Annotated in this window: 17 protein-coding genes; 3 read left to right on the forward strand and 14 right to left on the reverse strand. The window is 43.7% G+C overall.

Going from position 1 to position 23543, the window contains the following annotated elements; genetic code table 11:
* Nucleotides 1–11: 11 nt before the first annotated feature.
* Nucleotides 12–395: a response regulator gene (locus tag F7D47_RS10110; RefSeq protein WP_153085661.1), complete on the forward strand. Its 384-nt coding sequence runs from the start codon at nt 12–14 to the stop codon at nt 393–395.
* Here F7D47_RS10110 and pflA read toward each other — a convergent pair.
* From pflA to F7D47_RS10130, 4 genes are all read right to left on the reverse strand, one after another.
* A complete protein-coding gene (gene pflA, locus F7D47_RS10115) occupies nt 392–1123 on the reverse strand; it encodes a pyruvate formate-lyase-activating protein (RefSeq protein ID WP_228112457.1) in 732 nt (243 codons plus the stop codon). The genes F7D47_RS10110 and pflA overlap by 4 nt on opposite strands.
* Nucleotides 1124–1344: 221 nt before the next feature.
* Complete coding sequence (locus F7D47_RS10120; protein ID WP_153082156.1) at nt 1345–1572, reverse strand: DUF6722 family protein; 228 nt, start codon at nt 1570–1572, stop codon at nt 1345–1347.
* A gap of 160 nt (nt 1573–1732) precedes the next feature.
* Nucleotides 1733–3979 (reverse strand): formate C-acetyltransferase, encoded by a 2247-nt coding sequence (gene pflB, locus F7D47_RS10125; RefSeq protein ID WP_153085812.1) that lies wholly within the window; start codon nt 3977–3979, stop codon nt 1733–1735.
* A gap of 377 nt (nt 3980–4356) precedes the next feature.
* Nucleotides 4357–5046 (reverse strand): thiamine phosphate synthase, encoded by a 690-nt coding sequence (locus F7D47_RS10130; protein ID WP_153085665.1) that lies wholly within the window; start codon nt 5044–5046, stop codon nt 4357–4359.
* Nucleotides 5047–5246: 200 nt separating this feature from the next.
* On the opposite strand from F7D47_RS10130, the gene F7D47_RS10135 reads away from it, so the two are divergent.
* The gene (locus F7D47_RS10135; RefSeq protein WP_153085667.1) at nt 5247–6911 is read left to right on the forward strand and encodes a formate--tetrahydrofolate ligase; all 1665 of its coding nucleotides are present in this window, start codon (nt 5247–5249) and stop codon (nt 6909–6911) included.
* 63 nt (nt 6912–6974) lie between these two features.
* Here the strand turns inward: F7D47_RS10135 and F7D47_RS10140 are convergent, their stop codons facing one another.
* Both F7D47_RS10140 and F7D47_RS10145 read right to left on the reverse strand, forming a co-directional pair.
* Nucleotides 6975–7580, reverse strand: a complete 606-nt coding sequence (locus F7D47_RS10140; protein ID WP_153085669.1) for an epoxyqueuosine reductase QueH — start codon at nt 7578–7580, stop codon at nt 6975–6977.
* Between the two features lie 261 nt (nt 7581–7841).
* Nucleotides 7842–8975, reverse strand: coding sequence for a metallophosphoesterase (locus tag F7D47_RS10145; RefSeq protein WP_153085671.1), 1134 nt, complete (start codon nt 8973–8975; stop codon nt 7842–7844).
* A 195-nt stretch (nt 8976–9170) separates the two neighbouring features.
* Between F7D47_RS10145 and F7D47_RS10150 the strand changes: the two genes are divergently transcribed.
* The gene (locus F7D47_RS10150) at nt 9171–10484 is read left to right on the forward strand and encodes a serine hydrolase domain-containing protein (RefSeq protein WP_153085673.1); all 1314 of its coding nucleotides are present in this window, start codon (nt 9171–9173) and stop codon (nt 10482–10484) included.
* Between the two features lie 83 nt (nt 10485–10567).
* Here F7D47_RS10150 and F7D47_RS10155 read toward each other — a convergent pair whose 3' ends face one another.
* From F7D47_RS10155 to F7D47_RS10190, 8 genes are all read right to left on the reverse strand, one after another.
* Nucleotides 10568–13774 (reverse strand): TonB-dependent receptor, encoded by a 3207-nt coding sequence (locus F7D47_RS10155; RefSeq protein ID WP_153085675.1) that lies wholly within the window; start codon nt 13772–13774, stop codon nt 10568–10570.
* A 249-nt stretch (nt 13775–14023) separates the two neighbouring features.
* The gene (locus F7D47_RS10160) at nt 14024–15214 is read right to left on the reverse strand and encodes an ectonucleotide pyrophosphatase/phosphodiesterase (protein ID WP_153085677.1); all 1191 of its coding nucleotides are present in this window, start codon (nt 15212–15214) and stop codon (nt 14024–14026) included.
* Nucleotides 15215–15303: 89 nt separating this feature from the next.
* Nucleotides 15304–18567 (reverse strand): TonB-dependent receptor, encoded by a 3264-nt coding sequence (locus F7D47_RS10165; protein ID WP_153085679.1) that lies wholly within the window; start codon nt 18565–18567, stop codon nt 15304–15306.
* Between the two features lie 218 nt (nt 18568–18785).
* Nucleotides 18786–19985, reverse strand: coding sequence for an ABC transporter permease (locus F7D47_RS10170; protein WP_022121166.1), 1200 nt, complete (start codon nt 19983–19985; stop codon nt 18786–18788).
* Nucleotides 19982–20626 carry an ATP-binding cassette domain-containing protein gene (locus tag F7D47_RS10175; protein WP_117692599.1) on the reverse strand — a complete coding sequence of 215 codons (645 nt, stop codon included), beginning with the start codon at nt 20624–20626 and terminating at the stop codon, nt 19982–19984. Before F7D47_RS10175 ends, F7D47_RS10170 begins: the two co-directional genes overlap by 4 nt.
* Nucleotides 20627–20752: 126 nt before the next feature.
* Complete coding sequence (locus tag F7D47_RS10180; protein ID WP_153085681.1) at nt 20753–22150, reverse strand: DUF4836 family protein; 1398 nt, start codon at nt 22148–22150, stop codon at nt 20753–20755.
* Between the two features lie 13 nt (nt 22151–22163).
* Nucleotides 22164–22919, reverse strand: coding sequence for a 16S rRNA (uracil(1498)-N(3))-methyltransferase (locus tag F7D47_RS10185; RefSeq protein ID WP_153085683.1), 756 nt, complete (start codon nt 22917–22919; stop codon nt 22164–22166).
* A gap of 56 nt (nt 22920–22975) precedes the next feature.
* Complete coding sequence (locus F7D47_RS10190; protein WP_153085685.1) at nt 22976–23542, reverse strand: UvrB/UvrC motif-containing protein; 567 nt, start codon at nt 23540–23542, stop codon at nt 22976–22978.
* Between the last annotated feature and the right edge of the window lies 1 nt (nt 23543).

Here is a 23543-nt window from a genome sequence, read left to right on the forward strand (position 1 = left end):
ACCAGTGAAAAATGGAAAAGAACAAAGTGCTAATCGTCGATGATATTTCAGAAAATATTGAAACTATCTCTGAAATGATAAAGGACTTCGACATCGACGTGAAAACTGCAAATGGCGGAAAAGAAGCCATTGAACTGATTGACTCATACAAGCCGGACGTGATACTGCTCGACTTGATGATGCCACATGTAAATGGGTGGGACGTAATAGACCATGTACGCTCTAAATACTCGAAAAGTGAAATGGTCATCATCGTGGTTTCCCTGTTAAGCAACAAGGATAATGTGGATGAATGCTACGAGCTTGGAGTAAACGACTACATCACAAAGCCTATCATCAAAGCCCGTCTCACCAGTTCGCTAGACGCTCATCTAAGCAGTCTTGCAAGAGGCTAAAGTGCCTCTTGCAAGATTGCTTCTGCATGAGCAATGCGATCACTAGTAGGAGGATCTATGCCTTCCAGCGGGTAGGCAATACCTAGTTTCTCATACTTGTAGATACCCATCGTATGATAAGGTAAGACATCTATACGCTCAATATTAGAGAGTGTAGAAAGAAAATCACGCAGCTGATAGAGGTATTCATCCTTGTCGGTAATACCTGGAATCAGGACGTGACGAATCCATACTGGTTTGTGTATCTCGCTTAAATAACGTGCACAATCCAGTATGTTTACATTAGAATGGCGGGTGAGTTTATGATGCTCTTCATCGTTGATATGTTTGATATCAAGAAGAACAGTATCAGTGACGGCCATCAGACGCTCGAATTTTTCGAAGAAAGCACCCTCTTTCCTAAATGGTTGCGCTGATGTATCAAGACAGGTATTGATACCACGCTGATGGGCTTTCTCGAAAAGTTCGATGAGAAAGTCTATCTGCATCAGGGCTTCTCCACCGCTCACGGTAATGCCACCCTTGTCTCCCCAATAACTCTTGAATCTCTCTGCCTTATCCAGCAGGTCATCAGCACTCCACTCCTCTCCTACCCCCGTCTTCCAGGAATCCGGGTTGTGGCAGAACTGGCAGCGCATCGGACAACCCTGCAGGAAAATCAAAAACCTGATGCCTGGTCCATCTACAGAACCAAAGCTCTCTATGCTGTGAATAAATCCTTTATGCATTCTTTCGAAGATCATATACTCCCCACAATGCAAAAAGACTCATAAATAAGGCTATTACACCCCAAAAAACAAATACGCCCATAATTATTTTATCTTTTTAGAAATGATTAAAAACAAAAAGCCCATTTAAGCCTGCATTTTACGATAATCATTGTAAGCCCATAGGGTAAAAGCACCAGCAAGCAGAGCAAAAAATCCCATAAATACTAATAGTTCCATATTTATTTTCCTTTCTTATTTTTATCTTTAGACATTAATATTAAAAAGAATCCACATACAGCTAGAAACATAGTTATGAGAGCACCAAAAACTAAAAGTTTCCCTGCATCTATATCCTTTTTCATAATACTTGCCAAGATGATACCACCAAATATAAGTTTGGCTAAATCCAGGCAAAACTTTCCTCCTTCACTCCAAAGAGTTGTTTTTTGTTCTATATTCAATTTCATACCGCAAAGATAGTAAAATTATCAATATCTTGCTCCTTTTTGCAGTTAAATAAGCTAAAATGCCCGCTAAATATCCTCGGAAAGAAAATCTAGCGGGCAATCTATATGTTACAAAGAGACAAGAGAATTCTTCACTCTTCCCTCTTCATTCTTTACTTCCTTAGAGTCTCTCGTGAGCCTGACGAGCGATTACGTCGAGCTGCTGCTCACGTGTCAAGTCGATGAACTTAACAGCGTAACCACTCACACGGATGGTGAAGTTCTGGTACTCTTCCTTCTCTGGGTGCTCCATCGCATCCTTGAGCTTGTCGATACCGAATACGTTCACGTTCAGGTGGTGAGAACCCTGGTTGAAGTAACCATCCAATACACCTACCAATGTCTGGGCACGCTCCTCATCGTTATGACCGAGAGCACCTGGACTGATGGTCTGAGTATTAGAGATACCATCGAGAGCATACTCGTATGGCAACTTAGCTACTGAGTTCAATGAAGCCAAAAGACCATTCTTCTCTGCACCGTAAGATGGGTTAGCACCTGGAGCCAAAGGAGCACCGGCTGGACGACCATCAGGCATGTTGCTGGTGTACTTACCATATACTACATTTGATGTGATAGTCAGGATAGATGTAGTAGGCTCTGAATTGCGGTATGTATGATGCTTCTTGATCATGTTCATGAAGGTCTTGAGCAACCATACTGCAATCTCATCAGCACGCTCATCATCGTTACCATAACGTGGGAAGTCACCCTCGGTCTTGAAACTGAGAGGGAAACCGGTCTCATCACGGATAATGTTTACCTTGGCATACTTGATAGCTGAGATAGAGTCAACTACGTGGCTGAAACCAGCGATACCTGTAGCGAAAGTACGACGAACATCTGTATCGATGAGCGCCAACTCTGCTGCCTCGTAGAAGTACTTATCGTGCATGTAGTGGATGAGGTTCAATGTCTTCACATAAACGCCAGCCAACCAGTCCATCATATCCATGAAACGTGGCATGAACTCCTCGTATGTCAATACATCACCCTCAACGGCGCGATACTTAGGACCGCACTGCTCGCGTGTCTTTGAGTCAACACCGCCAGAAACAGCGTAGGTCAAGCACTTAGCCAAGTTGGCACGTGCACCGAAGAACTGCATCTCCTTACCTGTCTGTGTAGCAGATACACAGCAGCAGATGCTATAGTCGTCACCCCAAACTGGGCGCATTACGTCATCGTTCTCATACTGGATAGAGCTTGTCTTTACAGAAATCAAAGAAGCGTAGTGCTTGAATGACTTTGGCAAGCGAGAGCTATAGAGTACAGTGAGGTTTGGCTCTGGTGAAGGACCCATGTTCTCCAATGTGTGGAGGAAACGGAAGTCGTTCTTGGTAACCATTGAGCGGCCATCCTGACCCATACCACCTACCTCGAGAGTAGCCCAAACTGGGTCGCCGGTGAAGAGCTCGTTGTAAGAAGGAATACGGGCGAACTTAACCATACGGAACTTCATGACCAAGTGGTCGATAAGCTCCTGAGCCTCATCCTCGGTAAGAGTACCCTCGTTCAAATCGCGCTGGATATAGATATCGAGGAATGTAGAGATACGGCCTACAGACATCGCAGCACCATTCTGAGTCTTCACAGCTCCGAGATAACCGAAGTACAACCACTGAACTGCCTCGCGAGCGTTCTTGGCAGGCTGAGAGATGTCGTAACCATACAACTGAGCCATCTCCTTCAAGCCCTTGAGCGCCTTGATCTGCATAGAAACCTCTTCACGAAGACGGATTACTTCGTCAATCATCTCACGGTCGCCCATGTTAGCGAGGTCGTTCTTCTTCTCCTCGATGAGGAAGTCGATACCATAGAGCGCTACACGACGGTAGTCACCTACGATACGTCCACGACCGTATGTATCAGGAAGACCGGTAAGAATGTGGTTATGGCGCACGAGCTTCATCTCTGGAGTATAAGCATCGAATACGCCATCATTATGAGTTTTGCAATACTTGTGGAAGATTTCGTGGAGCTTCTCTGATGGCTGATAGCCATATGTTGTACAAGCCTGCTCCGCCATCTTGATACCACCGTAAGGCATGAAGGCACGCTTCAAAGGCTTATCGGTCTGCAGACCAACTACCTTCTCCAAATCCTTTGTACCTTCACCGATATAAGCAGCACCGTAAGCTGTCAATCCTGAAACGATTTCTGTTTCCATATCAAGCACACCACCCTTGGCGCGCTCCTCCTTCTGGAGTTCCTTCAACATACCCCAAAGGGTGTTAGTTGCCTGAGTTGGTTCTGCAAGGAACGACTCATCGCCGTCATAACAAGTGTAGTTGTTCTGAATGAAATCACGAAGATTCACTTCACTCTGCCACAAGTTTCCTTTGAAACCTCTCCATTCTGTTTTCATCATTTTAATACTTTTTTTTTTACAAAGTTAATAATTATATATTTTGCACACACTATCTATTTTGAGTTGGTTTTACACCTATTTATATATAGTAAAATAAAAAAGCCCGAACACGTTTGTGCCCGGGTTTTTAAGCACCTTTATCTGAAGGTGCGTATATCATGATGTTCTCGTTCTTTCCGACAGCATCTGTTTTTCCTATATTTCCTAAGTTTATTCCCACTATTTATTTCATGTCTTTTAAATTCATTATTTGTAATTGGCTTGCAACAGTTTTGCAATGAGGATGCAAAGTTACAACAATAAAATGAGAAAAGAGAAGAAAACCTGAACTTTCTTCTCTTTTCTATGAAAAATCATCATTTATGAGTATCATTCTACTGATTCTCAAAGAAATGATTGAGATTTTCGATGAATAATCCGAAACACTTGTCATGAATCTGACGTGTCATGGTAACAGGGTTCTCCGCATTTAGGATGGTACCGCTCATTGCCACACCGATGCCCAATTCTGCAAGCGGATCTATATCGTCTGGAGTCAAACCTCCGATGGCTACCATAGGCAGAGAGATTTTATTCTCCCTCATCTGCTCAATAATCTGGCGATAACCTTCTATACCCAACACCGGAGAGAGTTTCTCCTTGGTGGTAGTATAGCGGAACGGACCACAACCGATATAGTCAGCCCCCTGTTCATGCAAACGGCGAATATCATCAAATGTATTGGCTGTTCCTCCGATAATGAATTCATCACCCAGGAGCTTACGGGCCTCATCAACCGGCATATCATTCTTTCCAAGATGTACACCATCTATCTGTAACTTCTTCACGAGTTCTACACGGTCGTCGAGGATAAAGGTTGCACCGGCACCCTCACAAGCCAACTTCAACTTACGGGCTATAGGCTCTACCTCTTCATCGGTAGCCCCCTTCATGCGAAGCTGAACCCAATCACATCCTCCGATAAGTGCCAGATAGGCTCCTTCGAGATAAGAGAAGCGCTCGTTCTGATGCGTGATAAACTGAAAGCTCGTCTGAAAATGAGCTAATGCTAAAGACTTGTTCATACGTACTATAAAATATAAATTCGCTTGCAAAGGTACTACATTCACACGACAAAATCCTACAATTTACCTTTTTTAAACTTCATCATTTGGAAATGGGGAAAGTCTTCCTTTTTTTTTATTTTGTTTTTTTATACATTCCTATGCATTTATATGGATTCTTTTCCGTACCTTTGCACTCAAAATACAAAACATTACTTTTTATGTTGACAGATATTGAAATAGCTAAATCAGTAAAAATGCGCCCTATCAATGAAGTGGCAGCAGAACTTGGAATCCATGAAGACCAAGTGGAAAACTACGGCCGTTACATCGCTAAGATTACTACGGACAAGATTGACACCAACAAGTTTAAGAATCACCATCTCATCCTTGTTACAGCTATCAGCCCTACAAAGGCTGGTAATGGCAAGACCACCGTATCCGTGGGTCTCGCCCTGGGTATGCAGAAGATTGGCAAGAAGGCTGTAGTAGCTCTTCGCGAACCATCTCTGGGTCCTTGCTTCGGCATGAAGGGTGGTGCAGCAGGTGGCGGTTACGCCCAGGTTTTGCCTATGGATAAGATTAATCTCCATTTCACCGGCGATTTCCATGCCATCACAGAGGCCAACAACATGATCTCTGCCCTTCTGGACAATTACCGTTTCCAGCACGAAGCAGAGGGTTTCAAACTCAAGAAGATTCTTTGGCGTCGCGTCATGGATGTGAACGATAGAGGTTTGCGCCGCATCATCACCGGTATAGGAGATAAGAACGGCATCGAGACAGAGTCTGGTTTCGATATTACGCCAGCTTCTGAGATTATGGCTATCATGTGTTTCGCAACAAGCATCGATGATCTTCGTCGCCGTATCGATAATATCCTCCTGGGCATCACCGAGGATGACAAGCCATTTACCGTAAAGGATATGGGTGTAGGTGGCAGTATCGTAGCTCTCCTTCTCGATGCTTTGAAGCCAAATCTGGTTCAGACAACAGAGGGTACACCAGCATTTGTTCATTGCGGTCCTTTTGCCAACATTGCTCATGGCTGCAATTCCGTCATGGCTACAGCTGCTGCTCTTGAGTATGGCGACTATGCTATTACAGAGGCAGGATTCGGTGCTGATCTCGGTGCAGAGAAATTCTATGACATCAAATGCCGCAAGACAGGTTTGCAACCAGACCTCACTGTTCTCGTTGTTACCCTCCAGGCGTTGAAGATGCATGGTGGTGTAGCTCAGGAAGATATCAAGAAGCCAAATGTAGCTGGTATGGAAGCTGGCTATTGGAACCTCGACAAGCACGTAAAGAACCTGCAGAGTTTTGGTCAGACTGTAGTGATTGCATTCAATAAGTTTGCAACCGATACAGATGAAGAAATTGAAGTATTGCGCAAGCATTGCGAGGAGATGGGTTGCGGTTTCGCCGTAAACAGCGCCTTTGCCGAAGGCGGAAACGGAGCCATTGAACTTGCCAACCTCGTAGTGAAGACCATTGATGAGCGTCCATCAGCCCCTCTCTATTTTGCTTACGATGATAACGATAGCGTTGAGGAGAAGATAGAAAAGGTTGCATTCAATCTTTACGGAGCAGGCAGCGTAACATTGAGCGATTCTGCCAAGGCGATGATTGAAGAGATCAAGATGCTGGGTGCTGAAAAGTTCCCTATCTGTATTGCCAAGACTCAGTACAGTTTCTCTACCGATGCCAAGGCATACGGTCCTACAGAAGGTTTCGAACTCCACGTTCGCGACATCACCGTAAATATGGGTGCAGAGATGATTGTAGTCATCGCTGGTCCTATCATGCGTATGCCGGGCTTACCAAAGAGCCCACAGGCTGAGCGCATTGATGTAGTAAACGGTGAGATTACAGGACTTTCTTAAGCACTACAGATTTCACAGATTCTTATAAAAAAGCCCAGGGCGTGATGTCCTGGGCTTTTTTATTTATCGCATACTGAATTCGCAACCACAATATAACTGATTATAGAATTCATTGATTCTCAAGAGTTCACCTCGGCGATTCTGCAAACCGCCCTTCCGCCAATTCATATCCCACCATTCTACATCAGGATAAGCCTCAACGGCAAGATGACCGGCAGTATCTATCTGCCTGATATTCTTCCAGCGCGAAGATGCCAACGTGGTAGTAAGAAGGTGAAATCCATGCTCCTGCGCATACTTGGCTGCATGAGAGAGGCGGAACTGAAAGCAGACAGAACAACGGCTGCCACGTTCGGGTTCATCCTCTAAGCCCTTGATAACAGAAAGCCACTCCTGATGATCATACTCATCCTCTACATAAGGCACATTCTGGGCTTCCAGGAATCGTTTCAGTTCATGTTTGCGTACATCATATTCCTGCTGAGGATAGATATTACTGTTACTGAAATATACAGTAGGCTTCATGCCATTACGAAGCATACATTCTACGATAGCCGCCGAACAAGGTGCACAACAAGCATGCAACAAGACAGCCTGACCTTCAGACTTGCTTCCATCCGGGAGAGTAAGTTTTACGTATTTATATTGTTCTTCTACAGGAATCTTCATTATTATAAATATTAAATATAAAATATAAAATATGAACAGCTACTTCTGGTACAAAGTATTTTCGCTTTGCTTCAAAAAACAAATGGAGTACAATCTCACGACACCCCCCATTTGCCCAAATATATGCGAAAACTAGTGCAAAGGTACAACATTTATTCGAACCGCCAAATTTTTAGCACGCTTTTTTCATCACAATGGTTCAAGCGGCAAACATTTAACTGTATTTTAACACTTAAACACCAGTTTCGTTATCTTTAAGAACTATAAATCACGTTTCAGCGTGATAACTGTCAGTTCAGGCCATGCGCCTAGACGGAAAGGGAAAGAACCACCAATACCCGATGATACATAGAGCATCTGCTCACCAATCCGGTAAGCTCCGCCCCATTCTTTGAAAGCCATGCGGGCAGGCGTCCATTTACCTATTTTCAATTGTCCGGCATGCGTATGTCCCGCCAGAGTAAGTTGTATCTTCTTACCAACTACTTCTCTGCGCCAATGGTGAGGATCATGACTCAAGAGGATTTTAAACATATCTGGATTCAACCCCTTCATCGCTTTCTTCAGATTACTGCGATTGGTGAAAGGAGGCTGACCGGGATTCTCTACGCCGATTACAGCGATAGATGCCATACCATGACTCACCACATGATGTTCGTTCATCAGCTGATGCCACCCCAGACTTTCCTGATAACCATAGAGCATACGGCGGTTTCTCTTCAAAGCGCCAATAGAATGATTGTTGCCATATTCACAATAATCATGATTTCCCCAGATAGAATAGATGCCATCTGGCGCATGAAGCTGCCCCAGCGTATCCAGATAAGGCTCCACTTCGCTGGCTTGGTTATTGACCAGATCGCCCGTAAAGAGAATCATATCGGGTTCTTCATTGTTGGTCGCATCCACCACCTTCTGCACGAAATCATTGCCGGGAGGAAACGAACCGAGATGAAAGTCGGTAATCTGTACCAGACGGTAACCATCAAAATAAGGTGGCAAATCGGGCGAGGTAAAGGTAATATGTTTCAGTTCTAACCGCTTCCAACCCTCCATAAAGCCGAAGGCAAACCACCCCATTACACCCAAAGCAGGAATCAGAGCAAAGAACCAAGGAAGAAATGCATCGAACAGGATGAAGACAACCTTAGGGAATGCCGAGAAAAGTATGGTAGTAAAGAGTACACGGACTGACAACTTATGGAAGAACCCCATCTGCAACCCGACTTCGGCAAGAACAAGTAACAACGAGGGAACCCACCATAAGATGGCTAGCAGCAAAGGCCACTCACTCACCCCGATGTGCCAAAGCCAGAAGTCAGGCAGAAATGCCAGAACCGACATGACTACTATATAGAATATGGATCTTAATATCTTTTTTAATACCTTCTTCATTGTTTTTCTTTATAACTGGGTACAAAGGTACGATAATTCATAGACAATACAAAATAAATTTAAATATATTTTCAATGTTTTGTTATTTGAGAAGATTGCATTATCTTTGCATAAGATTTGCTGCACTCGGCAATATGAAAGTAAACTTTCATTGCACTCGATTGCAAAATCTTTGCAAAAGAAAAATTAAATAAAATGGCACGACGACTAAGAAAAAAACGCATAGCAATCATATTGCTTACCTTTACAGCAATCGTAGGATGGACTACACACAGCTGTATATCTCGCTGTACATCAGCATCAGATAAGAACAAGGCGGCAGATTCGCTCCCTAGGGTTCACATCAACGATTCCATCTCAAATGCCCTGACAGAGGGGAAGGAATATCATGAGATGGACTCGGTAATAGAAAGGTTTCTCAAAAGATGGGAAATCAATGGAGCCCAACTCGTCATCACCCGCAACGACTCGCTACTCTATGCCCGCGGATTCGGAATGGCGGATAAGGAGCGAGGCATCAGAATGGAGCCTAACATGCTGATGCGCTTCGCCTCCGTATCGAAACTGATTACAGCCGTAGGTATCATGAAATTGCAGGAGATGAAGAAACTCAAGCTGAACGAGAAGGTGTTTGGCGAAAAGGGAATCCTGCGCGATACCGTTTACAACAACAGTATCAAGGACAAGCGATATTACGATATCACCGTAGAACAGTTGCTGCGCCATCAGGCTGGTTTCAACAACTATGCCGGCGACCCTGTATCTTCCACCCGCTACATCATGATGCAGAACCATCTCAAAACGCCACCTGATCACCCTACCCTGCTCAAGATTCTCTTGAAGCGCCACTTGGGTTATACTCCTGGCGAAGGCAAATGCTACAGTAATCTGGGCTACATGATTCTCTCCATGATCATAGAGAAGAAGAGCGGAATGAAATATGAAAACTTCATACAGAAGTATGTGCTCCGCCCAGCCGGCTGCTACGACATGCATATTGCGGGAACTTACTTAAAGGACCGCCGACCTAACGAGACGAAGTACTACATGCACCAGGGCAGCATCCCTGTGTATGAATACAACAACAGTGGACGACTGGTGGAGAAATGCTATGGTGACACCGACCTTCCCCGCCTGTCGGGTGCAGGAGCCTGGTGTGGTTCGGCAGCCGAGCTGAGCCGTTTCATAGCCAGCATCGATGGTTTGCCACATGTCAAGGATATCCTCAGCAAGAAGAGTATCGAGTTTATGACGCGCGAGCAGGCTGACCACCAATACTCTATCGGTTGGAACTATACACCAAAGAGCGACAAACCATGGATTCGTACCGGTTCGCTGGCAGGCACATCAGCCATCGTCCTGAAATATCCGGATAACCAATGCTGGATTCTCATCACGAACACATCTACATGGAAAGGCCACGGCTTCTCTAACGATACTATAGCTTTCTTCGAGAAACTGAGAAAGAAATATATGACAAACATGCCAAAGAAAGACTTGTTCTTATAAAACCAAAAAGAGGGTGAATCAGAAGTAAATGATTCACCCTCTTTTTATATTAATGCTATGTTGTCTGAAAAGATAATTATACCTTAGAATGTATACTTCAAACCAACCTGGCCACGCCAGCGGCTGTAGTATGAGCTAGGATACTTGAGAGGCATATCAGATGAGTTAGCAAACTGGAACACGCCATCACCCTTGTACGTGATAGGAGAAATAATCTCGCTGTTATAACCACTACTGAAGGTACGGCCCCAATCCTTGTTCAGGAGGTTAGCCACGTTCATGATATCCAAAGTAAGTTCCAAAGCATGTACATACTTACCTGTACGGATGCCAAACTTCTGACCGAAGTGGAAATCGAAATGACTTTCGAACGGCAAGTTAGCACCATAACGCTCGAAGTACTCACCACGATGATCCTTCACATAGTCTGTAGTAGCAAGCCACTGCTTCAAATTAGCACGCTGCTGCTCAGCAGTATAAGCATCAGTACCCAAGAACTTCATTTGGTCTACCTGCGCATCTGTAGGGATGAAAATCAAGTCATTACTTGTACCATTATCTCCGTTAATATCTCCACTATAAACGAGAGAGTAAGGAGAACCGCTCTGACCCTGGTAGATAAGGCCTACTGTAGTGGTAAACAACTTGTTGGTTCCCCAGTTGAAGTGATAGAAAGCAGAAGCCTTCACTGTATGAGGCACATTATAAGCACTATTAGCCAACTCTGGGTTGTTTGAGAAGCGATAAGTATGAGTATTACGCCAGTTGCTCTGAGCAACAGATGAGGTCATACTGCTTACAGACTCTGAGTGAGTGAATGTATAAGATGCATTCAGATCAAGACCGAACGCAAAGTGCTTAGCTGCAGACAAAGACAGGCTGTAGCTGTAGCCCTTGCTGGTATTATACATTGCATAGATGTTGTTAAACGACTTAGCATCTGCCACCTTTGTATAAAGAGGACGGTTATCCCAGTTCATGTAAGAGGTCTGAGACAAGGTCTTACCAGTCTCCTCATAAGCCAAGTTCTTGTAATAAACATCATTCAGACTCTTGCTGAAGATACCCTCAGCAGTCCAGTCGATACCCAGGAGATTGAAATCGAAACCAAGATTAACACGCATAGACTGAGTGAACTTGAAATCCTTGTCAAACACATTGATCAGCTGGCTACCGAGAGCCTTCAGTTTATCTGCATTCTGAGTCTGCTTGTTAGGATCCATGATGAGCTGCACATCAGAATTATTTTTTGCAGAGTAAGAAGATGTCTGCACACCAGTATTCGTAAAGTTGTTGCTCAACCAGACGAAAGGAATACGACCAGTGAATACACCGATACCTCCACGAAGGATATATTTGCGGTTCTTCTCAATATCCCAACGGAAACCTACACGAGGGCTCCACATTGGTGTACTGGCAAGTTTCTGATTGGTTTTGAAACCATATCCCTTACCTGCTGCCCACTCATTGAATTTAGCATTCTCGGTAGGCGTATCAAAGAACAGAGGCATATCCATACGGAGACCATAGGTGAGCTGGAAGCTGTCTGTCACATCCCACTTGTCCTGTACATAAAAGCCCAGCTGAGCTGCGCTAAACTCTGGTGCCCAACGAGGATTACCAGTCACCTCAACATTAGCCTGTGTGAAGTAGAAGTTCTTGATATACTTACCATCACCTCCAAAACCATCAGCTCCACAACCCTTATAATAATTTAGGAAGTCGTCTGGAGTATCAAAATAATAGCATCCATAGAGATTCTGAAGGAAGAGGTTAGAGAACTTGTAAAGCTCATTATGTGTACCGAATGTCAGTGTATGATTCCCCTTGAACCATGTAAAGTTATCTTCGAGGGTATAAATGTCCTGATTCAATCCATTAGCCATTGAGGAATATTCATTACCGATATTCATGGTACCATTTCCTACCTTATAGATAGTGATAGATGGCGCTGGCTTACCAGAAGTACGCTCATCACGAACACGAACGTAAGATACACGTGCCTCATTGCTCAGGTTTGGAGAGATGCGGCTCTGCAACTCTGCGGCGAAAGAATGAGTTTTAGATTTGAAATCATACAAGTGATCGGTAGTATTCAATGTAGCAATACCACCCAGACCAAGCGTCTGCTTAGCATCAACATAACTCCAACGAACAGAGAACTTGTTGAACTCGTTGATATTCCAATCCAACTTCAAACCAGCTTTCTGGCTCTTCACGTTCTTATCTTTATCTGCCCATGAAGTTGCATAATCATAACCCTGACGGTTAGCCAAGTCATAAATCTTAGACATCAAGTCCTTAGCCAAATCCGGATTAAACTTAACATCTGGAGAATCGATGGTATACTGAGTTGGGTATGACTTTTCTGAATTCTCATAGTTTGCGAAGAAGAAGAGTTTGTTCTTGATGATTGGACCACCGAGCGTAAATCCGAACAAAGTTTCCTTCTCATCATCATAAGGCTGAGCATAGGTACCATCCATATTCTTATAATGACGACCTACCAAATTCTGGTTGTTCCCATAGAAATAGCCACTTCCATGGAAGTCATTGGTACCGCTCTTAGTTACCGCGTTGATGGCACCACCGGTAAAACCACCCTGGCGAACATCGAAAGGAGCGATATTTACCTGAATCTGGTCAATAGTCTCCATAGAAACAGGCTGAGATCCTGCCTGACCACCATTACTGCCATTAGCAGTAAGACCGAACACGTCGTTATTCATCACACCATCAATCTGGAATGAATTATAACGGTTGTTCATACCGGCAAATGACATAGAACCAGACTGTCCGTTCGTAGTAAGCTGTGGATTCAGGCGAGCCACATCCGCAATACTGTGCGAGATAGAAGGCATATCAGCTATCTGCTGAGCATTGATACTCATGGCCGCACCGGTCTTCGTACCATTCAGACCAGCCTTACCCGAAACAACAACCTCCTGAAGCTGCTTGGCATCTTCCTGAAGAGAGCAAGAGAGATTTTGGCTTTCACCCAAGTTCAGACTGACATTGTTGAAAACCTTGTCCTTATATCCGATATAAGAGATACTTACCTTGTAAGGACCACCTGGACGCATACCCTGAATAGTATAGCGACCATCTACATTTGTTACAGCACGATACACAGTACCAGATGGCTGGTGTGTAGCAGTAACAGTAGCCCCAATAACGGTTTCGCCATTGGAAGAAATCTTACCACTAATGCCTGAAGTGGTAATCTGAGCCATTGCCGAAGTCACCATGAAGGCGAGCAAAGCCAGAAGTAGTTGCAATCTTTTCTGCATGTTGTTTTGATTCTTTTGTGAATAAATAAAGAGAGAACCGCGCATCTCGTACCGTGTGCATTCACTCTTATAAACAAATATGTTGCAAATATAAACATTTTTTTTGAGACAACAAGCAAAAAACAGAGAAAAATGATAGAACACACCAAAAAATATGCAAATAAACGAAAAAAAAATGCACTTCCCTCGAAAAAGAGAAGTGCATCGCGATAGAATTATTCTAATGGGAACTCTTCCCATGTATCAAACTTATTTCAACAAATCTTTGACCTCTGACAAATTACCATCATTGGCAGCTGGTTTGATTGAAAGGAGATAATTAAGCAAAGGATAAACATCTACGTTTTTAAAGACTTTATCCTTAACATATCCTTTTTTAAAATCAGGGCCAGCTGCACGGAATAGGACATGCATATCGCTATAAGTTGGATCAAAGCCATGATTTCCGGCTAAGACCTCATTCTTATCACTGGGTACCCAACCTATGTCTGTAGTAACAACAATGTCGGCAATGTTCTCATTTGTACCATAATTTAAATAGGCAGGCATTTCTGATTTACGCCATGCTCTAATATGAGGTACCTTAGAAAGAGCTTTCAGTATTTTATTTTCACATCCCTTATTGGTATATATCATCGTAGGGAATCCCATTGCTATGTTTTTGTACCATGACTTATCCAAATAATGGGTCAGATTAATGATACGTTCATTCGAGTTACGGTCCATACCATGGTCTGCTGTCACAATCAGGTTCACATTTTTACCATCGGGCATATTCTGGATATCTTTCCATAACTGTCCGAGAAGGCAATCTAAGGTCTCTACTTGCATACGGGTTTGCCTACTCTCAGGACCATAAGTATGACCTGAATGGTCAGGCTCATCAAAATAAGCCATGATAAGCTGTGGGCGTTTATCTTCCGGCATTTTGAGCATCCGCTCTATTTCTGCTATTCGCTCAACATAAGTCAGCAACGGTTTCTGCTCATAATTATAATAGATATCAGGATAAGTGCCCTGTATGGCAACATCTGAGCCAGGCCAATAAACCACGCCTACCCGCTTTCCCTGTCGTTTGGCGGTAATCCAAACAGGTTCACCTCCCCAGAAGCGGGGATCCATTTTTGTTGTTTTATCACCTAAACTAAACACCAGTCCACTCTTTTTATCAAGAAATTTATTGGCTATAATTCCATGATGATCAGGAACCAAGCCCGTTGCCAGAGTATAATGGTTAGGGAACGTAACAGATGGAAACGAAGGCTGCATAATAGCTTTTACTCCATCTTGTGCCAAATTGTCAAGAAAAGGCGTATCATACATCTCGGGATAATCCCAACGGCATCCGTCTAAGGAAATTATCACGGTTCGATGTTCCTGTGCCAGACTTACAGAAAAGGGAGCCAGGAAAGAAATCAATAATAATAATATTTTTTTCATTATGATCTATTTTATTTGAAACCAAAGAGGGGATGTACTGCCAAACAGAAGAACATCCCCCAAATATAACTGTACTTATGGACTAATACTTAGAATGTATACTTCAAACCAAGCTGACCGCGCCAGCGGCTATAATAGTCGTCATAAGAACGCATTTCGTAATTACCTGGGTGCAGGAACTGGAACTGTCCGTTACCACTGTAAGTAACAGGAGAATAGTATTTAGCTGCACCTGTTGATGTATAGCGACCCCACTTCTTATTGAACATGTTACCCACATTCAATACATCAAATGACAATTCTACAGAATGAACCTGAGCACCAACCTTGAACTTATAGGTCTGAGCAAGATGGAAGTCGAAGTGACTCTCGAATGGCAAGTTATCAGCATAACGCTTGAAGTATTCACCACGATGCTTGCTCATATAGCCATCATTGGCAATCCACTCTCTGAAGTTTTCCTTCTGCTCTTCAGCAGTATAGTTCTTGTTAGCCTTAAACTGCATCTTATCAATCTGCTCATCTGTTGGGATAAACATCAAATCGTTACCATTAGAACCATCCTGGTTCAAATCACCATAATAGTACAAACTATAAGGTGAACCAGAAGTACCTGTATAGATAAGACCTACTGTAGTATTCCAGTGCTCGGCGTAATCCTTATGATAGAAGGCAGAAGCCTTGATCTGGTGAGGCACATTGAATGCAGTGAAACCGAGCTCAGGTGAGTTAGGATTCTGATATGTATAATTGTAGTTATAGTTTGACTGAGCTACTGAAGATGTACCGCAGTTAACAGACTTTGAGCGTGAATAAGTGTAAGATGCTGCCAGATCCAAACCAAAGTCAAAGCGCTTAACAGCAGACAAAGACAGATTGTAACTGTATCCCTTGCTGGTGTTATCCAACATATATACATTGGCAAACTTCTTCAAGTTAGCATCTTCTGTGCTGGTAACCTTTTGGAACAATGGACGATTGTCAAAAGCCAAAGACTTATAAGTCTCGCCCAATGTCTTACCAGCCTCAGTACGGGTCAAATCCTTATAATAGATATCATTCAGATTCTTTGAGAGAACACCCTCCAAAGTAAAGTCAATACCTGCTAATGTAAAATCAAGAGCAAGGTCAAGACGCAAGTTCTGAGTAAACTTGAAGTCCTTAGCAAATACATTTACTGTCTGGTTACCTGATGCAGCCAGCTTAGCAGTATTCTCACTCTGCTTGTAAGGATCAACAATAAGACTTACATCATTGAGTTTGCCAGTTCCCTTCTTATTCTCTGTCAGACCAGTAGAACCATAAACATTATATACAGAAGTCTGGATACCAGTATTTGTAAAGTTGTTGCTCAACCATACGAATGGGATACGACCGGTAAAAATACCAGCACCACCACGGAGAATCATATTATGCTCCTTCTCGATATTCCAACGGAAACCTACACGTGGAGACCACATCGGAGTGCTGCTCAACTTATGGTTTGTAACAACATTCCATCCCTGCTTGGCAGCAGAAGCATTAAACTCAGCATTCTCAGTAGGAGTATCAAAGAACAATGGGATATCCATACGCAAGCCATAAGTCAACTCAAAATTAGGAGTAACATTAAACTTATCCTGTGCATAGAAACCAATCTGACCAGCAGCAAACTCTGGAGCCCAGCGAGGATCACCGGTTACTGCTACATTGGCAGAACCGAAACGATACTGGTTCAATGTGTTGTAATATGTAATTTCACCTGTTTTTGAATTAACAGACTGAGCAACTGTCTGTCCATTAGCAAACATTTTGAAATCATCAAAATTGTTGAAATAGTAAGTACCATAATTATCCTGGATAAAGAGGTTCTTAAACTTGTAGTACTCTCCATGAGTACCGAAAGTCAGAGTATGATTGTTCACATACCAGTTCAGATTATCTGTAAAGGTGATGATGTCCTGATTCAGAGAATTTGCTGTAGAAGAACGCTCTGTACCGAGACAGAGAGTACCACCACCCACATTCTTAATCTGAATCATTGGTGCAATACCCTTTGGATCACGATGATCTCTTACAGATACATAAGAAGCCTGGAACTGATTATTTATCTTGTCGCTGAAAGAGCTGTTCAATTCTGCAGTAAAAGTATTAGTCTTTGAGATGAAATCAAACTGATAATCAGAAGCATTCAGATAACTGGCAGAACTATTGCTGTTCAACTGCTTAGCATTAACCATGCGCCAGCCAAAAGTAGCCTTATGCTTGTCGTTGATATTCCAGTCGAGCTTTACACCAGCCTTGTCACTCTTAGTATAATTCTTAGGATTATTATATGAAGCATTGTAACCCTTTTCCTTCAGGATAGAAAGCACTTCATCTGCAATATTAAAGCCTTCTGTTCCTAACTTTGAAGCCTCAGAACCATAACCATAGTTATTTGGATATTCCTTGTTTGATTTCTCGTAGTTTGCAAAGAAGAACAACTTGTTCTTGATGATAGGACCACCAAGAGTTACACCATAACGATAGTCTGTTTCATCATCATATTTCTGGCTATCCTTACCATTCATCAAAGTATACTTAGAACCTATCAGGTCTTTGTTCAACCAGTTGCCATAAACAGATCCATGGAAGGTATTGGTACCCGACTTAGTGATGGCATTGATGGCACCACCAGTAAAACCAGACTGACGGACATCAAAAGGAGCCACGCTCACCTGTACCTGATCAATAGTCTCTGTAGAAATAGGCTGAGTACCAGCCTGACCACCATTCTGACCATTAGAAGTGAGACCGAAAACATCGTTGTTTACGGCACCATCAACCTGGAAGCTGTTATAACGGTTATTAACACCAGCAAAAGACATTGCTCCAGACTGAGAGACACTTACCATAGGATTCATGCGGGTGATATCACCAATGCTATGACTGATAGAAGGCATATTGGCTATATCCTTGGCACTATAGCTGGCAGCAGCACCAGTCTTGCTGGCATCCAAGCCTAACTTACCCTTAACAACCACTTCACCTAAAGCATGTGCATCCTCTTCCAACTGAGTTGAAAGGTCTGACATTTCACCAAGTTTGAGTGTTACATTCTTGATTTCCTTGGTTTTGTAACCAATGTAGGAAATCTCTACCGTGTAAGGACCACCAGCGCGCATACCCTGAATAGTAAAGCGGCCTACGCTGTTAGTCACAGAACGATAAACAGCACCTGTTGGCACATGGGTCACTGTAACAGTTGCACCTATTACATCTTCACCATTAGCTTTAATCAAACCTTTGACGCCAGATGTAGTAATCTGCGCAATGGCTGTGGAAACCATAAAGGACAACAAAGCCACAAATAAAAAAAATCTTTTCTGCATACCTTAAAATAAATAATTAAATAATACGGGATATAATCCCCTCTTATATTGTTATCGTTTGCAAAATTAATAAAAAAATCTCTTTTAATTGTTACAAAAGCATGAAAAATAGTATTTTATAATATAAAAAAATCTGCGTTAAGCAAATAACGCAGATTTCCTTTAATTTGTTATTTATAACAGGGGTTTACTTATAGTTTTTTCCGGGGTTGGCTCCCCTACTCCTTTCTCTGCCAGATGCTCATCACCTTGCGACGGATGGCTACGATGTTCAGGATAGAAACTATCAGGAACAGGAACAGACCTAGAGCAATAGCTGGAAGCATGGTGCCCTCGTCGATATCAGGGAAGAGGGTTTCGATGAAGCCCATGTAGTAATCGCGGAGGAAGAAGAGGATGATCCACGCGATGATAAGTACCACGATGTTCAGCGCAATGGTGAGCACCTGATATGGTTTTGCTACATTGTTCGGACTGTAGCCTATCAGAAGAAGATTCTCTAACTTAGAAGAATTCTTCTGAACCAACAGATAGATGCTGAGCATCAGAATGTAGAAGCTCAAAACGGAGATAACCAAACCGATAATCATCACCATCGATACCATCATGCGGAGGAAATAGGTAGTTTTCTCAGCATCCAGCTTGTCTGTCTCTACCTCATAACCATTATCATCCAGGTATTTAGTGATGTTCTCGTCTCCCGGGTTTCCTACCTCTACGATGAGGCGGTTAGGATCGCTCTTCTGGTTTGGAGCAAATTCCTGATTGCTCCAGTCCATGAATGCCTGTGGAACAAGGATGGTGTTGAGTCGCGAAGAGAAACCGATAACCTTTCCCTTGAACTGCTCTTTCTTGCCACCAGCCTGAATCTGGATATTGAAATCGATCATGCCCATCAGTCCATCGCTGATTTTAGGGAGCGAATGACTCTGGGCGAAACCGAAGTTATACATATTAATATAGGTACGCGGGAGGATGATTGGCACCTCTTGAGTTCCCGGCGTATATTTCCAGTCCTTGAGCGGCACATCAACAAAACCGTCAGGCACACTCTCGAAGAAGAGTTCGCTATTCAGAACGTTCACGCCGTTTACACCCATCTGGGCATCTACCTTATATTCAGTAGAGGTGAATTTTCCTATCTTCTTTACAAACTTCTGGTCGCCGATTTCATCGATTTCAGAACCCGAGAAGGTATTGGAACGGCCGCTGATGGTATTTCCCATACCTATCTTCTTGCTCATGATGAGGTAGTCGGCTTTCATGAAACTGTCTTGCTGAGTGAAGACAGGCAGCACGTCTTTATAAAACTGAAAGCCGAAAAGAACGATGAGCATACCGAAGAGATTGGCGAAGGCAAAGCCCGCAAACTGAGGTATGCTGATATGCTGACGCAATAATTTCCAAACCAAATTCATAATCTAAATATATGTTCATAGTTTAAGTCCATGTGTTTACCTATACTGGTTACGATAACGCCAGCCCCCTGCTCCTTCGCTTCGGTCATCATGATATCTGCCATGATGCGCGAATTGTTGTCGTCGAGGTGACTGATAGGCTCATCAGCCAGAATGAAGTCGAAAGGCTGACAGAGCGCACGCATCATTGCCACACGCTGCTGCTGCCCGAACGACATTCTGCCGATTTTGGCATCTACCTTATCAGCAATACCGAGCATATCAAACCATTTAAGAATCTGCTCACGCGTCTTGAATCCGGTTATTTTGTTCTTGATTTCTACATTCTCCAGGGCAGTAAGCTCAGGGAAGAGACGGAGTTCCTGAAAGAGATGGCTGATATGACGCTTGCGCATCTCTACCCAGTCTTTCACCTTGTAGTTGGCGGTAACATCATTGTCGAACATCACGCTTCCGCTGTAGTCGTGACGATAGCCGAGCACATAGCTGCAGAAAGTACTCTTTCCGCTGCCACTCTCTGCCTCGATAAGATAAAGATGACCTTTCTCGAAGGTAACATCCTGCTTCCATATCTCCGAATCCAGGTCATTGCGCTGGGCGAAGACCTGTGGGAGAACGGAATGAAGCTGAATCTTTTCCACTTTTTTTATGTTTAATGTTTAATCTTTTACCTTTAAAATTAGGACTTGGGGGGGGACTAGCGATAGAATCGCTAGGAACGGGGGCGCAGAGAGGAGGGGTAAGATTCTTTTTACCCTTTTACCCTTTTACCTTTTTACCTTTAAAGTATAGACCACCGAAGTAAGATTTCCGAAGACTGGGGTGAGCAGACCGGTTACGGTAGAGATGGCATCATCCTTGCCCGTGCCGTCACTATCAGAACTCTTGGCGAGATTGATGACCATTGCCAGTTTCTGACCGACGATGAGTTTCTGAATCTTTGCATCTATCGGATGATTACTTGGTTTCACGGCATATTGCGCCATCAGCTGGTCGCTTCCGCTAAAGAACTGCTTGTCATCCGTCACACCGAAATAGAACGAGGTCTTGCCATCGGTATAGAAGTAAGCATTCTTTCCCCAATTGGCTATCTTCGCACCAGCCGGACATGAAGTTTTCCAATAATCAACATCGCCCAACCACTTGGCATGCGACAGTTTAGCAGCCATCGTCATCTGCATATTGTTATCTGTAAGCGAAGGCATCACGATAGCCATATCCCCATCCACACTACGGATGATATTATCCATGTCGATGGCCTGGTTGATACCCATCAGGAGGGTCTGAAGGCTGCGGTTGCTCTGCATCATCGGCAGGAACTGCTCGCCCTTTACGTTCATGAAGATACCCGCCAGGGCATCAGCAGGCATCGACTTAACGTAGCTGCCTTTAATCGGACGATAGGTTTGAGCCGCCTTCTTCAGGGCCTCATCTATTTCTTTATTAAAGGAGAAGGTTTCTCCCTTCACCTGCAGGATACCGTTTTTCACGTCCATCTCAGCAGCAATCACTACCTGCGAAGGGTCGGTATCTTTAGGAGTACCAAGGGTAAATGGAGCTACGAACTTCTCCGGAAACGCCTGAGCCTGAGCCACCATAGCCATAGGCGAAGTGATGGTTTCCAGACGTTCAAACATAGGCGATGCGGTAATACCTTCGTCCTCATCAGCCTTCAGATATTTCACCATCTGCTGCTGGAGCTGGGCCTGCGCATCGGCTACAACCGGTCCCATAACGAGGAGTGCCTGATCAGAAAAGCCGACCAGCCACGAATTTTTCAATACAGAGAAATGAAAGCCTTTGCGCTCCTTCACCTCTGTAGCGATATGCTGTTTGGCAAGCGAAGCAAGCCAGTCTTCCACATCGCCCTCATCGCTCACCTTGGCACAAAGTCCGAGGTTACCATCAGCACTCTCAAAGAGAAAAATCTTCTCTGAGATGTCGATGCCACACTTCGATGCATCCTCAACGTGCAACAGAGACTTGAGCATTCCCGCCTTGTCTTCATCGCTTTTGCCGGATGCCATCTGCTGCATGTCAACAGAGATGAGCGCAGTACTTTTCTTTGGAATGGCATTGAGATAGTCAGTGCCCGAGCATGAGCTCAGCAATCCCAATACGACAGCCAAGCACATGAACATCAAACTCTTATACAATCTTTTCATCACACTAGTAATATTATAAAGCTCTTGCCAAATGGCACATGTTGACAGCCACCAATCCTGCTGTTTCCGTACGGAGGCGACTGGTGCCAAGCGAAACACTCTCATATCCGTTTTCCAGGGCCAGTCTCACCTCATCGATAGAGAAATCGCCCTCAGGTCCTACCAGCACGGTGATGTCATCGGCACCCTCCTGGGCTGCTCTGGCAGAATCATCAGCTGGGCATGACTTGGAAATCTCGGTAAAAAAGTCTTTCTTTTCTATCTCCTCATAACAATGGCAGATAAACTTTCTGCCATTGCGGGGAGCCGTAATAAAATCTTTAAAGTTCTGCAGTTCGTTGACCACAGGTTTCCAAGCCTTGTGGCTCTGCTTGACGGCAGAAACCACAATCTTGTCTATGCGGTCTATGCGGATGACCTTGCGTTCAGAGAACTTGCAGTTGAGGAAAGAGATTTCATCGAAGCCGATTTCCGTAGCCTTCTCTGCCATCCATTCAATGCGGTCCATCATCTTTGTCGGGGCGATGGCCAGGTGAATGTGTCCGCGCCAGGCAGGCTGCTGCGGCATAACCTCCTTCACCTCATAGATGCACCGTTTGTTGGTAGCCAGCGAAACTTCTGCACGGTAGAACACCCCCTTGCCATCCATCAGGAACAATTCGTCCCCCGCCTGGATACGCAAAACCCTGAGTGCATGAGTAGCCTCTTCCTGAGGCAGTTCTGTCTGTGTAGCCGCATCTGGCACATAGAAAAATCTAACTTCTTTCATTTCCTCTTATTGTTACTTTTTCTTCTTAATTTTCTGTTATTCCGTAAGAATATTCTTTAATTATTCACTTTTTTGCCTTTGCGGCGCTCTATCTCATCGCGAATGGCTGAGGCAGTTTCGTAATCTTCTTCATTAATGGCACAATCCAATGCTTTTTCGAGCATCTGGTCTGGCAAAGCCGAAATAGGTACCGCACAAGAAGCCGAACTCATATCATTTTTATTAAAAGGAGTAGAAATTTCCTTTATAACCAGCTCTGTTGTATACATTTCTATATCCGCAGCCACAGACAGCAACACAGCCTGGTCAGTCTTGATGCTCATACGTTCATTTGTGATTTTATTCACAAGAGTAGCAAATACTCCCCTCTCTGGCGTAGCATCGAATTCGAGATAGAAATCGTCTACATTGAGCCTGTCAAATAGTGTCCAAAGTACAGAGACCACATCATTTTCAAAATCAGAAGTTTTCGAATTACATGCCTTCAGCTGCTCTGCTACATATTCATTAGTCATAATAGACAAAGCTCTTTTTTCGGATTCGTCTACCAAACTAATAATACATGTCCCGGAAGCTTCCGGAATGCCAAAGCAGGCAGCGAGTTTAAGTTTGTACAACATCATT

The sequence above is a fragment of the Segatella copri genome, assembly GCF_009494835.1.
GTDB lineage: Bacteria > Bacteroidota > Bacteroidia > Bacteroidales > Bacteroidaceae > Prevotella > Prevotella copri_F.

Excerpts from the sequence above, each read along its gene's own strand:
- F7D47_RS10110 (WP_153085661.1), top strand. The coding sequence starts at position 12 with ATGGAAAAGAACAAAGTGCTAATCGTCGATGATATTTCAGAAAATATT.
- pflA (WP_228112457.1), bottom strand. The coding sequence starts at position 1,123 with ATGCATAAAGGATTTATTCACAGCATAGAGAGCTTTGGTTCTGTAGAT.
- F7D47_RS10120 (WP_153082156.1), bottom strand. The coding sequence starts at position 1,572 with ATGAAATTGAATATAGAACAAAAAACAACTCTTTGGAGTGAAGGAGGA.
- pflB (WP_153085812.1), bottom strand. The coding sequence starts at position 3,979 with ATGAAAACAGAATGGAGAGGTTTCAAAGGAAACTTGTGGCAGAGTGAA.
- F7D47_RS10130 (WP_153085665.1), bottom strand. The coding sequence starts at position 5,046 with ATGAACAAGTCTTTAGCATTAGCTCATTTTCAGACGAGCTTTCAGTTT.
- F7D47_RS10135 (WP_153085667.1), top strand. The coding sequence starts at position 5,247 with ATGTTGACAGATATTGAAATAGCTAAATCAGTAAAAATGCGCCCTATC.
- F7D47_RS10140 (WP_153085669.1), bottom strand. The coding sequence starts at position 7,580 with ATGAAGATTCCTGTAGAAGAACAATATAAATACGTAAAACTTACTCTC.
- F7D47_RS10145 (WP_153085671.1), bottom strand. The coding sequence starts at position 8,975 with ATGAAGAAGGTATTAAAAAAGATATTAAGATCCATATTCTATATAGTA.
- F7D47_RS10150 (WP_153085673.1), top strand. The coding sequence starts at position 9,171 with ATGGCACGACGACTAAGAAAAAAACGCATAGCAATCATATTGCTTACC.
- F7D47_RS10155 (WP_153085675.1), bottom strand. The coding sequence starts at position 13,774 with ATGCAGAAAAGATTGCAACTACTTCTGGCTTTGCTCGCCTTCATGGTG.
- F7D47_RS10160 (WP_153085677.1), bottom strand. The coding sequence starts at position 15,214 with ATGAAAAAAATATTATTATTATTGATTTCTTTCCTGGCTCCCTTTTCT.
- F7D47_RS10165 (WP_153085679.1), bottom strand. The coding sequence starts at position 18,567 with ATGCAGAAAAGATTTTTTTTATTTGTGGCTTTGTTGTCCTTTATGGTT.
- F7D47_RS10170 (WP_022121166.1), bottom strand. The coding sequence starts at position 19,985 with ATGAATTTGGTTTGGAAATTATTGCGTCAGCATATCAGCATACCTCAG.
- F7D47_RS10180 (WP_153085681.1), bottom strand. The coding sequence starts at position 22,150 with ATGAAAAGATTGTATAAGAGTTTGATGTTCATGTGCTTGGCTGTCGTA.
- F7D47_RS10185 (WP_153085683.1), bottom strand. The coding sequence starts at position 22,919 with ATGAAAGAAGTTAGATTTTTCTATGTGCCAGATGCGGCTACACAGACA.
- F7D47_RS10190 (WP_153085685.1), bottom strand. The coding sequence starts at position 23,542 with ATGATGTTGTACAAACTTAAACTCGCTGCCTGCTTTGGCATTCCGGAA.